The sequence below is a fragment of the Roseivivax sediminis genome, assembly GCF_900112685.1.
Classification (GTDB): domain Bacteria; phylum Pseudomonadota; class Alphaproteobacteria; order Rhodobacterales; family Rhodobacteraceae; genus Roseivivax; species Roseivivax sediminis.
Map to the genome: position 1 here is coordinate 394181 of NZ_FOMS01000001.1, position 13124 is coordinate 407304.

Below are 13124 nucleotides of genomic sequence, written 5' to 3' on the forward strand. Positions count from 1 at the left end.
CTATTCGGAAAATACTGATCATTCAGCGGTCTATTCCAGAATGATATAGGCAGTGCCCATCCTCGGCCTGCGACGCTGTCGACCTCAACGAGGGCGCACGCTCGGGAAGCCGAGCGGGTCCCGGTCAAGTTCGGCATTTGCGACGCAGCGGAAGGGACGCTTGATGTTCCGAAGGCGGCCATGTGCTCGACCGCGGGCACCAGCCGTGAAGCTCGCGTGGGCTCTGGACGAACTCCGGGATCAGGTCGGACGGCATCATTATATCCAGGTGGGTGGACCACTTGGCGTAATCGCGGCTGAGCCTTCTCGCCGGCAGCGCCGGGATCTCCCACCCAGGTCGTCCAACGATCGGCGTTGAGGAAGAACCCGCATGCCGAGCTATCGCTCGCGCCAGCCCGCCACACGACCGCTTACCCAATGGGACCCTTGGTGACGCAACGCACGAACGCTACCTCAAGTCCCTCGCGCGCTGATCGTCGCGAGGGCAGATGCGTCTTCTCGAAGCGCGGCTTGGCTCTTGGTCCACGCGTCCGGCTCGATTGACAATCTGCTCCTAAGCCATGCCAGTGTCAGTCGCCGGGTGGCCTCAAGCGCCTCGGGCTCTTCCACGTCGGTCTCGCGTGCGTCGAACGCGGCGATCCCGCCCAACCCGTGGCCCACACCCTCGATCGTCAGAAGGGAATCCGCGCCCGGCGCGTCGCGGAACGCATCCGCATGCCATTCCGGTCCGCGCGGCGTGAAATGCGGATCGTCCTCGGCACCGCAGACCACAAGCATCGGCACGCCGATACCCCCGAAGTCCACATCGAAGAAGGGAAAGCGCGCGGCATGCTCGGGCGTGAGGTCCGAACCGCCGCGTCCTGGCGCTGCCAGCAGGATACCGCCGGCGATCCGCGGATCGGAGAAATCTTCCCCCTTGAGACGCCCTCCCAGTAGCAGGCTGCAGGTCTGACCGCCGAAGGAGTGCCCCGCCACGGCGATCCGGCCATGATCCAGCCGCCCCGCAATGGCAGGAGCCTGTCCTCCGATCTCAGCCAACCGGTCGAGGATCGCCCGCATCTCGGCGACCCGTTCGCGCCAGAAGAAAGGGCCACCGGGCAAGTCGGGATCGAGCCCGCCGGAGCGTGAACTGGCATGCGTCGGCTGAATGACGGCGATCCCCCGTTCTGCCCAGAACTGGGCGAGCGGGGCGTAACCGTCCTTCGATGGAATGTAATTCGAGGGCCCAAAGCCATGCGACAGGATCACGATCGGCACGGCGTCCCCGATGGCAGGTGCAGTCAAGCGCAGTTCCAGGGGTTGTCGGCCCGGTATGGTGAGCCGGATTGGCGAATAAGCCACGGTCGGGCCCGGCTCCGGAACGGGAAGGGCGCGGCTCAGCTTGATCAGTCGGTTCATCGGTCGATCCTTTCGGGATTGTGCGGGCGCGGCGCCATTGCCGCGCCCCGGAGAGCCGCCAGGATCAGGCCGCGCTCCGACCCGCTTCGCGAAACCACGTCTCGGCATCGGCACCGGCGGGAAGCTTCATCGGAGCGCTGTCGTCCGTGACGGCGCGCCAGACGACCTGCGCGACGTCGTGCGCCTGCGTCTTCTCCGTGGCCGATTGCAGCCTTTCGAAACAGGCCTGCACGAAGTCGCCATAGGCCTCGGGCACGTCCATGCCCATGCGCGCCACGGCATTGCGTCCGAAGGACGTCTCGGGCGCGCTGCCGGGCAGGACGAGCCGGGCGCGTACGCCGAATTCTGCTGCCTCCAGCGAGAAGCTTTCGGTGAACGCGTTGAGCGCTGCTTTGCTGGCAGAATAGATCGACAGGGCGGGCAACGGGCGAAGCGTCACGCTGGAACTGATATTCACGATCACGCCGCTGCGGCGCGCGCGCATACCGGGCATAACGGCGCGGGTCATTGCCATGGCCCCCAGCACGTTGGTTTCGAAAAGCTCGCGGGCCCGGTCGATCTCGGCGCCTTCCAGCACGTTAAGCATGCCGACACCGGCGTTGTTCACCAAGGCGTCAAGCGGACCGGCTTCCGCGACCGCATCGGCGATGCTGGACGCATCGGTGACGTCCAGCGGCAGCAGACGCAGGTTGTCCGAGGCGGGCAGGCCTTCGGCGGAAGGAGTGCGCATCGTGGCTAAGACCTCCCAGCCGCGGTCGAGGAAGTGCGAAGCGATGGCACGGCCGAAGCCGGAAGAGGTACCGGTGATGAGTATGCGGGACATATCTGTTCTCCTGTTGCGATGTGCGGGAGAGATAGACGGCGAGCCCCGTTCATCCTATATACGATAATCCATAATGATTCATCGAAAGTCCGGAAACATCCTCGATGGTCTCGAAGACCCCCTGTCGCGCGTCGTCGAGTTGCTCCGCCCGGCGATGTCCATCTCGAAGATGGTCGAGGCGGGCGGCCGGTGGCGGGTCGAGCGGCACGACATGTCCAACCCGTTCTACTGCGCGATCGTCGAGGGGGCCTGCCGGATCGAGGTGACCGAACGGCCGTCGGCGGTCACCTTGACGGCCGGCGACTTCATCCTGATCCCCGATCTGCATGGCTTCACCATGACCAGCGAGACGCCGCCGGAGGCGAAGCGGCCAGGCCGGCCGCTCACGATCGAACCCGGGCGCGTTCGGCTGGGCCCGGAGACCGATCCGGTCGAGATGCGTGCGCTTGTCGGGCATTGTCGTTTTCAGGCCCCCGCTCGCGACCTTCTGGTGTCACTTCTGCCCGAGATGATCCGTATATCCGGTCACGAGCGCCTGATGGCACTGGTGCCGGTGATCCACGAGGAAACCCGCGCCAGCCGGCCGGGGCGCGAGCTGATCTTGGAGCGGCTCCTCGAAGTGCTGCTCATCGAGGCGCTCCGCTCGGGGCCCGCCGCGGAGATGCCGCCCGGGCTCTTGCGCGGCCTTTCGGATCCGCGCCTGGCGACCGCGTTACAACACATTCATTCGGATGCGGGGGGCGAAATCTCTGTCGCCGGACTGGCAAAACAGGCAGGCATGTCCCGCTCCGGCTTTTTCGAGACGTTCCGCAAGGAGATCGGCCGCGCGCCGATGGACTACGTGACCGGCTGGCGCATGGCCATCGCCAAGACCCTGCTGCGGCAGGGCGGATTGACCAATGCCGAGATCGCGCACAGGATCGGCTACGGGTCCGCCAGCGCATTCGGGATGGCCTTTCTTCGACACGAGAAAATCTCGCCGGGGGCGTATGCAGTTGCCCACGACAGGTAGTGTAACGCCTTCGCCCGGAAGCTGCCGCACGTCGGATGCTGATCTGCCTCGCGGAGGAAGGCGTCCAACCGTGACGGGCGGCGATGAAGAGGTCGCTCCCGGGCACGCGCCCTAGGTCAATAGCATCACTCGGATCCTTCCCTGAACGGCATCATGCGTCGCTCGAGCCGTGACTGAGGACAGAAGCGATGAGCAAAGCGGACAGGACGACCGCAGAACGATAAGCACTTGACCAAGGCTCGGCGGACCAAGCCTGCCCATGCAGCCCGCAACCACGCCGAATTCGGTAGATGAAACTGGCGGCCGCTTGCCCAAAAAGGACTTCCAGTTCCCCTAACCCGATATCGCTCGAGGACTTGCAAACTTGACCGCTTAGCGATCGACGCAGCAGCAAGATCGGCACCAGAAAGGCAGTTTCTGCGCCGCGCTGCCCGGATGCACTCGCTATCTATGCCGGCAGAACTCGGCTCAGGATTTTTGATGCAAGTGACAGGCACAGACGCCGGGCGGCCGCCAACAAAAAGTCTGCAAGGAGCAATCATGGAAATCGGTATCGACAGTTTTGCGGCCATTCTTCCTGATCGGAAGACGGGTGCGCTTCCATCCGCGACCGATCGCATGGCCACGCTTCTTGATGAAGTCGAACTCGCTGATAGCGTCGGACTGGATGTCTTCGGCATCGGCGAACATCACCGTGCCGAATTCCTCGATTCAGCGCCTGCCATTATCCTGGCTGCAGCTGCAACCCGCACCGAGAAGATCCGATTGACAAGCGCGGTCACGGTGCTGAGCGCCGCAGACCCGGTACGGGTGTTTCAGGAATTCGCGACCCTTGACCTGATCTCGAGGGGACGGGCCGAAATCGTCGTCGGCCGGGGCTCGTTCGGAGAAGCCTTTCCGCTGTTCGGCCTGGACACGCGGGCCTATGACGACCTCTTTGCGGAAAAGCTTGAGCTGTTCCTCAAACTTGGCGAGGCGACCAATGTCACCTGGGAGGGCCGCTTCCGGCCGGCGCTTACCGGACAGGGCGTCTTCCCGCGTCCGCATCAGGCTCGCCTGCCGCTTTGGGTCGGAGTCGGCGGCACGCCGCAATCCTTCGCGCGCGCCGGTCAGCTCGGCCTTCCGCTGATGGTCGCGATCATCGGGGGCGACTTCGAGCGGTTTCGGCCGCTGGTCGATCTCTATCGCAAAACCGGACTGCAAGCCGGACATCGTCCAGAGACGCTTGCGGTGGGGATCCATGCGATGGGGTTCGTCGGCGAGACCGATGCGGCGGCGAGGGATTCCTTCTTTCCCGGCTGGGCACATCTGACGGCGACAATCGGGCGCGAACGCGGCTGGTCGGCACCGTCGCGCCAGCAGTTCGACGCCATGGCGGGGCCGGAGGGCGCGTTCCTGGTCGGAGCTCCTGCAACGGTCGCCGACAAGATGATTCATGCCAGCGAGACGCTTGGCGGTGTCTCGCGCATCACATTCCAGATGAGCACGGCCTCGCTCGAAACGGCAGCGATGAAGCGTTCGATCGAGCTTCTGGGGAACGAGGTCGCGCCGATCGTCCGCGCGGCACCGGAAACACCGGCACACCCGAACCACAATGAACGGCGCGCTGGCGCGCCACAGCACTGAACCTGCACATCCCGAAAGGACGCCACCGTGTCGAAACGCAGTGCGATTTTTCCCGCGAACCGCCATGCCCTTTATGAAATGCACGGATATTCCGCTGCCATCGCGTCGGGCGATCTGCTGTTCGTATCGGGGCAGGTGGGCAGCCGTTCCGACGGCTCACCGGAGCCGGAATTCGCAAAGCAGGTCCGGTTGGCCTTTTCCAACCTTGAGGCCACACTGGCCGCGGGCGGCTGCACCGTTGACGATCTCGTCGATGTGACGACATTCCACACCGATCCCGAGAACCAGTTCGAAACGATCATGGCCGAGAAGAGCCTGGTTTTCTCGCAGCCCCCCTATCCGAACTGGACTGCGATCGGCGTCAACTGGCTTGCCGGATTCGACTTCGAGATCAAGGTGATCGCCCGCATTCCGGGCCAGGGCTAGCGGCGGCGGGCGGCCAGTATGAACCAGTTGCGAAGACCGTGATCGAACTCAGAGCAGTCCTCGCACGGAAAATAGCAATCCGGAGGCAAGTCCGAGATGGAATCCAACGTCAAGCGAACACGTTACAAGTCCCTGACAGTCGGCGAAGCGAAGGTCTTCTATCGGGAGGCGGGACTGTCCGACGCGCCGGTCATCCTGCTGCTGCATGGTTTTCCGACTGCCAGCCATATGTTCCGCGACCTGATTCCCCTTCTGGCAGATCGTTATCGGCTCATTGCGCCTGACCTGCCCGGCTTCGGCCAGACCATGACACCACCACGTGGGGCGTTCGACTACAGCTTCGATCGGCTGGCCGATGTCGTCGAAGGTTTCACCGAGGCACTGTCGCTCGACCGGTACGCGCTATACATCTTCGATTATGGCGCACCGGTCGGGCTGCGTCTCGCCACGCGTCACCCAGAGCGGGTCTCCGCGATCATCAGCCAGAACGGCAACGCCTATGTCGAAGGTTTCAGCGACCAGTGGGGGCCGTGGGAGGCCTACTGGCAGGACGCGAGCGAAGCGAACCGGGAAGCTTGCCGCCCCTCGCTGTCTCCCGAAACGATCAGGAACTGGCAATACGGAACTGGCGCCGACCCGGAGCTGCTCTCGCCGGATGGATACGAACTCGACATAGCCTACATGGCGCGGCCGGATGCGGAAGAAATCCAGCTCGACCTGATCCGCGACTATCGCACCAACGTGGCGCTCTATCCTGAGTTCCAGTCCTATTTCCGCGAGCATCGTCCGCCGCTGTTGGCGACCTGGGGACGTCACGATCCGGCGTTTATCCCTTCTGGCGCCGAGGCCTACAAGCGCGACCTTCCTGACGCCGAGGTGCATTTGCTGGATGCGGGACATTTCGCTTTGGAGACCCATGCCGAAGAGATCGCGACGCTGATCCGTGATTTTCTCGGTCGTGTTCTGTCGAAGGGAGACAGGGGCGCGCAGACGCTCTCGGCGTGAGCGGTCGATGGGACCCGAATGAGATGAGGCCGGGACCGTCCAGGCCCCGGCCCCGAGCGGGGGCTTTCCTGGGCGGACGGCTCCGAAACCGACTGAAAGGGATATCGATATGAAAGTACTGATCGTTCTGACCTCGCACGACACCCTGGGCGACACCGGCCGCAAGACCGGCTTCTGGCTCGAGGAACTGGCGGCCCCCTATTTCGCCTTCCGGGACGCGGGCGCCGAAATCACCTTGGCATCGCCCAAGGGCGGACAACCGCCGCTGGACCCGGTCAGCAATTCGCCCGACTTCCAGACGGATGATACCCGTCGTTTCGAAGCCGACGCCGAAGCCACGGCTGCGCTTGCCAGCACCGTGAAACTGTCCGACGTCAACGCGGATGACTACGACACCGTCTTTTATCCGGGCGGCCACGGCCCGCTCTGGGATCTGACCGTGGATGCCGACTCGATCAGGCTGATCGAAGCCTTCAATGCGGCGGAAAAGCCGCTGGGTCTGGTCTGCCACGCACCCGGCGTGCTGCGTGACGTGAAGGGGACCGACGGCGCGCCGATCGTGCAGGGCCGCAAGGTCACGGGCTTCACCAACTCGGAAGAAGAAGGCGTCGGCCTGACCAAGGTCGTGCCGTACCTCGTGGAAGACACGCTCAAGGCGAAGGGTGGAGAGTTTGCGAAGGGCGATGACTGGGCTTCTTTCGTCGTGCAGGACGGTCTGCTTGTCACCGGCCAGAACCCCGCGTCCTCCGCAGAAGCCGCGCGGCGCGTTATCGCTGCGCTCGAGGCTCGGGGCACGAAATAATGACCGCTTACGTGGTCATGATCCGCGAAGAGACCAGCGATCCTGCCGAAATGGCCCTCTACCGCGAAAAGGCTCCACTAGCGCGGGAGGGTCATGACGTCTCTGCCGTCGCCTTCTACGGTGCGCAGGACGTGCTCGAGGGGCCAGAGTTCGAAGGGGCAGCGATCCTGGCCTTTCCGGATATGGATGCGGCGCGCGCCTGGTACGACAGCCCGGCCTATCAGGTCGCCCGCCAGCACCGGCAGGCCGGCAGCAGGACGCGGGTCTTCCTCATCGACGGTGTCTGAGCGCCAGCGCGGTGCTTATGCGCGTCCGGCCCCGGCCATGGTCGAAACGGCGGCCGCGATCGGGGTCGCCCCGTCGGTCACTTCCAGAATGATGCGGTTGACGTCCGGCTGGCGCAGAACCTCGACAACGGTCTCCGCCACGTCATCGCGGGTGATTTCCTCATGAACCTTCGCGAGGCCCAGATCCACAAGGCCGGTCCCGGGTGCGTTGCTCAGTGCTGAAGGGCGGACGATGACCCAATCCAGATCAGTGAGGACGAGTTCGACTTCGGCCTGCTTCTTCGCAACCATGTAGTGTTCGAACGCCTCGTCCATTCGCCGCTCCCGCCAAGCCTCCGGAAAGACCGACACCAGGACAATCCGGCTGACCCCGGCGATTTCGGCTGCCTTCGACAACTTGCCCGGACCGGCACCGTCGATCTGGTCGATGGCTTCAGGGCCGCCCTCCCCGCCCGCACCGGCGGTGAAGACGGCCGCATCGTAACCGCGTATGAACGCGGCGAGTTCCTCGGATGTCAGCGTCACGAGATCCCCGAGAGTTGCGGCAATTCCTTCTGCGGCCAGATCCTCGACCTGGGCCGATCTCCGCACCAGCCCACCCACCTGAACGCCCTGCGCGACAAGGCGTGCTGCAACGCGACGACCAACACCGCCCGCTATTCCGACAACAAATACTTTCATCGAGATACTCCGTCTGATCGGTCTCGCGGTCCGTATGGCTAAAGCGCGGAATGACTGCGTTGCCAGAAGACATGGAGACCCGACGTTACCGAACCCGCCTAGGCTCGACGGCGCTCAGGCTGCGGCGCCGGTGCTGATCTTGCTTTCTTTCGCCGTTGGGCAGACGAGTTGTGATCCTGCCCAGCTTGAGTGGACATCCCGATAGGTTTCCAAGCCAAAAGAAGAGTGTTCGAGATTTGGGCAACGGCCCTTCTGCGACGGATACGCCGGTTCGAATTGGCTGCCGAGAATGCCCGGCTGAAGCGTGAAACGCATCGCGGCCTGATCCCGTCCATTTTTACGGAGCAGGATCAGTCTGCGTACTCAATCACGAACGGCCCGGCGATAGTCGCTCGGGCTCACATGCGTGTGCTTGGCGAAGACGCGCGCCAACACTTGGTTCGACGAATATCCGACCTCCAGCGCAATCTCCGTAATCGAAAGGTCCGTCTGCTCGAGGAGCGTGCAGGCCTTCTCCATCCTCAACCGCGTGAAGTAGACGCGTGGCGGCACGCCGAGGCTCTGCTTGAACATCCGGGCGAAATGAAAAGGCGAAAGCTGCACCTCGGCCGCCAACTCGTCGAGGCTCAGATCCTCATCGAGTCGCGCCCGCATCAGTTCCAGGCAGCGCCGTTCGGCCCGGGGCGCGAGGCCGCCCTTGGCCGGCGCGAACGGGGCCCCGCCCAACCGGCACAGCTCGGCAAGGATCTCGCATCCAGCGGCTCGCGCCAGAAAAAGCGAGGGCGGCCCCTCGTTGGCACACAGGGTCCACAGGGTCCTGAGCGCCGACCGGATGGCCGGCGAATCGAAAGTCCCGTCGTAGACACCGGCAAGGTCGAAATTGAACTGACCATCGACGGCTTCATTCAGTATTGCCTGCCAATGCGACAATGGAAATGTTACTGCGCGCATCCGATGGCCGATATCGACGTTGGACGTAAGCGAGAAGTTCGGCGCACCCAGAAACAGCGCGCCTTGCCGACTTAATACATCGAAACGCCGCCCTCCGAGATGTCCGTTAACGCGGCTGCCGCCGACCATGTCTTGAACCAGCACAAGATCGGGAAGGCCCGAGCGAGACATGTTCCCGGCCGGTCGCTCAATCTCAAGCAGATCGAGCATTCCGCCTGCGGACTTCATCGTACGCAGATTGTATCCGCAATTGCCTTGCCGGTACCACTGGGCGGTGGCCGAACGGTCAGGCACAGTCATCGCCATGACCTTGCCGGGGCAAACGCCGCGCCCGGCATTCGAACAGGGATCTGTCGCACCGGATCACGCACCGCTCGACGATACTCGGTCGGACTCATGCGAATGTGCTTGTGAAAAATCCGCGCCAGAACCTGGTTCGACGAATATCCGACCTCCTGCGCGATCTCCGTGACGGTATGGTCGGTGTGCTCCAAAAGGTGGCAACTCTCCTCGACCCTCAGCCGTGTCAGGTAGACGCGCGGCGGCACGCCGACACTCTGCTTGAACATGCGGGCGAAGTGGTAGGGCGATAGCTGCGCCTCGGCTGCGAGTTCGTCGAGACTTATGTCGTCGGCGAGCCGCGCCCGCATCAATTCCAGACAGCGCCGCTCTGCCCAGGGCGCCAGGCCGCCCTTGGCCGGTGCGATAGGCGCACCGCCCAGCCTGCACAACTCGGCCAGGATCTCGCAACCCGCGGCCTGAGCCAGCAACCTCGATGGCGTACCCTCGTGCTCGCAGAGAGCCCAAAGGTTCCGGAACGCGGATCGGATAACAGGCGAACCGAACATCCGGCCGTAGACGAACGAACTGTCGAACGAGAACCGACCGTCGCCGGCGTCGTCGAGTGTGCTTTGCCATTGCGCTACCGGGAACGACAGACCGCGCAGCTGGTGGCTTTCTTCCATGACGGCGTCGGTGGCGAAGTCCGGCGCTGCCAGGCAGAAGTCGCCCCGCGTGCCCGTCACGTCGAATTTACCCCCTCCAAGGTCGCCGCGCACCCGACTGCCACCGAGCAGGTCCTGATAAAGCACGATGTCCGGCAGGCCTGGCCGGGACATGTCACCGGCCGGTCGCGCGACCTCGAACATGTCGAGGATTCCGCCAGCGGATCTTCGTGCCCTCATGTACTCCGCCTGCCGGCCTTCGCAGTACCACTCTGAGGTTGAAGCGTAGACAGGCTCAGGCATCATGATCGCTCCTCTAGGCTGGGTGCGCGGTTGATCAGCCACCGGTATGACACAGCGAAGCGATCGACCCGGGCCTCGCCCCGAACCACAGCCCGCGCGAAGCGATCGCGCAGCGATGCAGTCGAAGACTCCCTAGACGGTTCGTGACCACCCGACTGAATTGTTCAATCGGACGTCACACCGGTTCCACGCCTTCCATGCCAGTTTCCCGCAGGAGACGTCTCCTGCGCTCATCTGGGTGGCTCGAATTGTCGTCGAGGCGAAAATCAGCTCGAAATCTTTACGCAACACATCTCGAACGGCTGCCGCAGCATCCTCGTTCAACATCTCGATCGGCTTCGGTCGCGCTTCGGGGAGCCAATCCAACACCCGACATCGACCTTGGTGTAATACAGGATACCGCTCGGGCGGATGGCGCACCAGTGTTACAACCCGAGTAGGTGTGGCGCGGACGGGGGAACACCAAGATGGACATCGATGACCTACAGACATTCGTCGCCGTGGCCGATGCGGGCGGAGTATCGGCTGCAGCACGGAGACTTGGCGTATCGAAATCCATCGTCAGCCGGCGTCTTTTCCGGATAGAAGCCGAACTGGGTGCCCAACTCGTCGCGCGAACGACCCGCGGCGCCGCGCTGACGGAAGCCGGGATGATATTTCGGGATCATGCCGCAAGAGTCAGCGCCGAAATCGACACGGCGCGAGAGTCGATCCAGCCGGACGGCGAGTTGCGCGGCCGCCTGCGCGTTGCCTTACCGTTCACCTTCGGACCGACCCACTTCGCGCCCGTGGTCGCCGAGATGGCGCGACGCCACCCGCAGCTGCACATTCACGCGGCCTACCAGGATCGTCTCGTCGATCTCATCGCGGAGGGCTACGATTGCGCGATCAGGGTCGGGTCCCTTCACGATTCGAGCCTGATCGCCCAGCGCGTGGCGCCGATCCGCGGGGCGCTGGTGGCGAGCCCCGACTATGTGGAGACCCACGGCGCACCAGTGACGCCGGAGGAAGTCACCGAACACGAGGCACTCATGCAGGGCACTGAAACGTGGCAGTTCATGGATGCCGGTAGCGTGATCAACGTTCAGCCGCGTGGCAGGTTCAAGGCCGACAACGCCAAGGCACTTGCCGTCGCCGCCGCAGCAGGGCTTGGCATTGCATGGCTCCCCAACTGCGTCACGCAGGAATACGTGATCGCCGGCGCTCTCGTTCCGATCATGACGGAGTATCCCCCGCCGGACGCCGGCATATACGTGGTCCGGCCGCCCGGACGACATCCCGCCCGCAAGATACGGGTGCTGACCGAGATGCTGGGCGAAGACATCAAGTCGAACCCCAATCTCTGGGGGCTCGACCGCTGAGCGCTGCGGGGCGACCTGTGCACGATAGGCCCGGTGGGCAATACCGGCACTTGATGCATTGAATCGACGCTGAATAGTCCTGACCGCAACGCCGATGATCCTTCAGGTCATCCGAGCGCCGGGGCGTTCGGGGGCCCGGACTGCGCAATCTTGCGCACCCGAACTGTTTGAGAACCGGTGAGGCAGTCTCTGTTGACAGACGACTGCGAATGAATCCGCAAGAGCGATGCCATCGCAGCAGGGCGAGCAACACAAGCTCCTTCGGCACCGGCTAGTCTCCCTTCGTAACTTGGTACATCGCGGACGACGCTGAATCCGCCGCTGTGCCACACGGTTCGCAGTCCACTTGCAGGACGGCGAGAGCGAATAGCCGCGGCTTGAGGTCGCCAGGCTTCCGCCGCGCCGCCCCCGAAAGTCGGATCTGCGAACCTTATTGACAGGGTTGCCGATGCCGAACGATCAAATCTCGTCCAACACAACAATCTCCCGAGGGACCTGGCTGCCCTCGCAGCTCGACATTCCCTTCATGAGCGTGGGAAGGCTCCGCGAGAGAATTGGCGCTCCGACACGACGGATCGTGGGTGAAGGCGAACCTGGGGTACTGGTTCTGGTGGAACTTGGGCAGCGTCCCAGGCACGGGCTGCGCGCCTCGCAGACGGCAGCGACGTTCGAGATCTGCCCCAAGGCGAATGTCTCCATCCGCGATGTAAGGCATGCTTGCATCGTGGATGACACCGGTGGCGCAGATACCGTGCTTTTCTGGATCGGCAGCAATGCGCTCAGCGATTTCTCGATGCTCTCCGGTCGACCGGAGTTCACGGCGTTGCGCTGTGTCCAGGGCGTCAGCGATCCATGGTTGCAGGGGTTGGCACTGGCGCTTCTTCCAGCTCTGGAGCGGCCAGGCAAATCCAGTCCACTGTTCCTCGAACAATTGGCGCTTGCCGTGATGGCACACCTGACACAATGCTACGGCGGAATGACAGTCGCGCCGACCCGCAAAGGGGGGCTGTCGGCGCGGCAAGAGACTACGGCCGTCGAGTTTCTTGCCGCCCATTTGCAAGAGGAATTTACCCTGCAGGACCTGGCCGATGCCTGCGGTCTCTCCCGAAGCTATTTCAGCAAGGCGTTCAAGGCCACCTTCGGCAAGACCCCCGGCCGATGGCTGGCCGAGTTTCGCGTGGCACGCGCGTGCGAGTTGCTGCGCACCACCATGCCGATCTCGCAGATCTCGTTTGCCTGCGGCTTTGCCGACCAGAGCCACCTGACGCGTGTGTTCTCCGAGATCATGGGCGAACCCCCGGGCGGCTGGCGACGAAGCCTCCGCGAGATTTCGCACGACGGGCACGAGCCGGCCGGACTGCCGTCGAACGCGACGGAGCGAGACAACACACGCGCCGATCCGAAGGTCATTCGCGCGCTGAGACGGCACCGGTCGACGGCACTGGCCCGGTTGCCTCTGGAAACGCCACATCCGAAGCCAATGCCGCCGGCAGTGGTCTCGTAGC

The 13124-nt window shown here is 63.7% G+C and carries 14 protein-coding genes; 8 read left to right on the forward strand and 6 right to left on the reverse strand.

Going from position 1 to position 13124, the window contains the following annotated elements:
* Positions 1-453 precede the first annotated feature (453 nt).
* Both F3H57_RS01980 and F3H57_RS01985 read right to left on the reverse strand, forming a co-directional pair.
* Positions 454-1398 (reverse strand): alpha/beta hydrolase family protein, encoded by a 945-nt coding sequence (locus F3H57_RS01980; RefSeq protein WP_149754184.1) that lies wholly within the window; start codon positions 1396-1398, stop codon positions 454-456.
* A gap of 64 nt (positions 1399-1462) precedes the next feature.
* A complete protein-coding gene (locus F3H57_RS01985; RefSeq protein ID WP_149754185.1) occupies positions 1463-2221 on the reverse strand; it encodes an SDR family oxidoreductase in 759 nt (252 codons plus the stop codon).
* Between the two features lie 73 nt (positions 2222-2294).
* Here F3H57_RS01985 and F3H57_RS01990 point away from each other — a divergent pair, with 73 nt between their 5' ends.
* The 6 genes from F3H57_RS01990 to F3H57_RS02015 all read left to right on the forward strand — a co-directional run bounded on the left by F3H57_RS01990 (position 2295) and on the right by F3H57_RS02015 (position 7379).
* Positions 2295-3233 (forward strand): AraC family transcriptional regulator, encoded by a 939-nt coding sequence (locus tag F3H57_RS01990; RefSeq protein ID WP_149754186.1) that lies wholly within the window; start codon positions 2295-2297, stop codon positions 3231-3233.
* A gap of 540 nt (positions 3234-3773) precedes the next feature.
* Positions 3774-4859 (forward strand): Atu2307/SP_0267 family LLM class monooxygenase, encoded by a 1086-nt coding sequence (locus F3H57_RS01995; protein WP_149754187.1) that lies wholly within the window; start codon positions 3774-3776, stop codon positions 4857-4859.
* A gap of 27 nt (positions 4860-4886) precedes the next feature.
* On the forward strand, positions 4887-5285 hold the full coding sequence (locus F3H57_RS02000) for a RidA family protein (protein WP_149754188.1): 399 nt from the start codon (positions 4887-4889) through the stop codon (positions 5283-5285).
* 96 nt (positions 5286-5381) lie between these two features.
* Positions 5382-6290 carry an alpha/beta fold hydrolase gene (locus F3H57_RS02005; RefSeq protein WP_149754189.1) on the forward strand — a complete coding sequence of 303 codons (909 nt, stop codon included), beginning with the start codon at positions 5382-5384 and terminating at the stop codon, positions 6288-6290.
* Between the two features lie 109 nt (positions 6291-6399).
* Positions 6400-7092, forward strand: coding sequence for a type 1 glutamine amidotransferase domain-containing protein (locus tag F3H57_RS02010; protein ID WP_149754190.1), 693 nt, complete (start codon positions 6400-6402; stop codon positions 7090-7092).
* On the forward strand, positions 7092-7379 hold the full coding sequence (locus tag F3H57_RS02015) for a DUF1330 domain-containing protein (RefSeq protein WP_149754191.1): 288 nt from the start codon (positions 7092-7094) through the stop codon (positions 7377-7379). Before F3H57_RS02010 ends, F3H57_RS02015 begins: the two co-directional genes overlap by 1 nt.
* A 15-nt stretch (positions 7380-7394) precedes the next feature.
* On the opposite strand, the gene F3H57_RS02020 is transcribed toward F3H57_RS02015, so the two are convergent.
* From F3H57_RS02020 to F3H57_RS02035, 4 genes are all read right to left on the reverse strand, one after another.
* Positions 7395-8060 carry an NAD(P)H-binding protein gene (locus tag F3H57_RS02020; RefSeq protein ID WP_149754192.1) on the reverse strand — a complete coding sequence of 222 codons (666 nt, stop codon included), beginning with the start codon at positions 8058-8060 and terminating at the stop codon, positions 7395-7397.
* 114 nt (positions 8061-8174) lie between these two features.
* Positions 8175-8375 carry a hypothetical protein gene (locus F3H57_RS02025; RefSeq protein WP_149754193.1) on the reverse strand — a complete coding sequence of 67 codons (201 nt, stop codon included), beginning with the start codon at positions 8373-8375 and terminating at the stop codon, positions 8175-8177.
* Between the two features lie 48 nt (positions 8376-8423).
* Entirely contained in the window at positions 8424-9311 is an 888-nt protein-coding gene (locus tag F3H57_RS02030) for a helix-turn-helix domain-containing protein (protein ID WP_149754194.1), read from the reverse strand.
* Positions 9308-10159 (reverse strand): AraC family transcriptional regulator, encoded by an 852-nt coding sequence (locus tag F3H57_RS02035; protein ID WP_223162910.1) that lies wholly within the window; start codon positions 10157-10159, stop codon positions 9308-9310. The genes F3H57_RS02030 and F3H57_RS02035 overlap by 4 nt, the downstream gene beginning before the upstream one ends.
* Positions 10160-10725: 566 nt before the next feature.
* Here F3H57_RS02035 and F3H57_RS02040 point away from each other — a divergent pair.
* A complete protein-coding gene (locus F3H57_RS02040) occupies positions 10726-11619 on the forward strand; it encodes a LysR family transcriptional regulator (protein WP_149754195.1) in 894 nt (297 codons plus the stop codon).
* A gap of 448 nt (positions 11620-12067) precedes the next feature.
* Positions 12068-13123, forward strand: coding sequence for a helix-turn-helix domain-containing protein (locus F3H57_RS02045; protein ID WP_149754196.1), 1056 nt, complete (start codon positions 12068-12070; stop codon positions 13121-13123).
* Position 13124 lies beyond the last annotated feature (1 nt).

What these genes read in the sequence shown, in the direction of transcription:
- F3H57_RS01980 (WP_149754184.1), bottom strand. Translation starts at nt 1,398, where the DNA reads ATGAACCGACTGATCAAGCTGAGCCGCGCCCTTCCCGTTCCGGAGCCG.
- F3H57_RS01985 (WP_149754185.1), bottom strand. Translation starts at nt 2,221, where the DNA reads ATGTCCCGCATACTCATCACCGGTACCTCTTCCGGCTTCGGCCGTGCC.
- F3H57_RS01990 (WP_149754186.1), top strand. Translation starts at nt 2,295, where the DNA reads ATGATTCATCGAAAGTCCGGAAACATCCTCGATGGTCTCGAAGACCCC.
- F3H57_RS01995 (WP_149754187.1), top strand. Translation starts at nt 3,774, where the DNA reads ATGGAAATCGGTATCGACAGTTTTGCGGCCATTCTTCCTGATCGGAAG.
- F3H57_RS02005 (WP_149754189.1), top strand. Translation starts at nt 5,382, where the DNA reads ATGGAATCCAACGTCAAGCGAACACGTTACAAGTCCCTGACAGTCGGC.
- F3H57_RS02010 (WP_149754190.1), top strand. Translation starts at nt 6,400, where the DNA reads ATGAAAGTACTGATCGTTCTGACCTCGCACGACACCCTGGGCGACACC.
- F3H57_RS02015 (WP_149754191.1), top strand. Translation starts at nt 7,092, where the DNA reads ATGACCGCTTACGTGGTCATGATCCGCGAAGAGACCAGCGATCCTGCC.
- F3H57_RS02020 (WP_149754192.1), bottom strand. Translation starts at nt 8,060, where the DNA reads ATGAAAGTATTTGTTGTCGGAATAGCGGGCGGTGTTGGTCGTCGCGTT.
- F3H57_RS02025 (WP_149754193.1), bottom strand. Translation starts at nt 8,375, where the DNA reads ATGCGTTTCACGCTTCAGCCGGGCATTCTCGGCAGCCAATTCGAACCG.
- F3H57_RS02030 (WP_149754194.1), bottom strand. Translation starts at nt 9,311, where the DNA reads ATGACTGTGCCTGACCGTTCGGCCACCGCCCAGTGGTACCGGCAAGGC.
- F3H57_RS02035 (WP_223162910.1), bottom strand. Translation starts at nt 10,159, where the DNA reads ATGTTCGAGGTCGCGCGACCGGCCGGTGACATGTCCCGGCCAGGCCTG.
- F3H57_RS02040 (WP_149754195.1), top strand. Translation starts at nt 10,726, where the DNA reads ATGGACATCGATGACCTACAGACATTCGTCGCCGTGGCCGATGCGGGC.
- F3H57_RS02045 (WP_149754196.1), top strand. Translation starts at nt 12,068, where the DNA reads ATGCCGAACGATCAAATCTCGTCCAACACAACAATCTCCCGAGGGACC.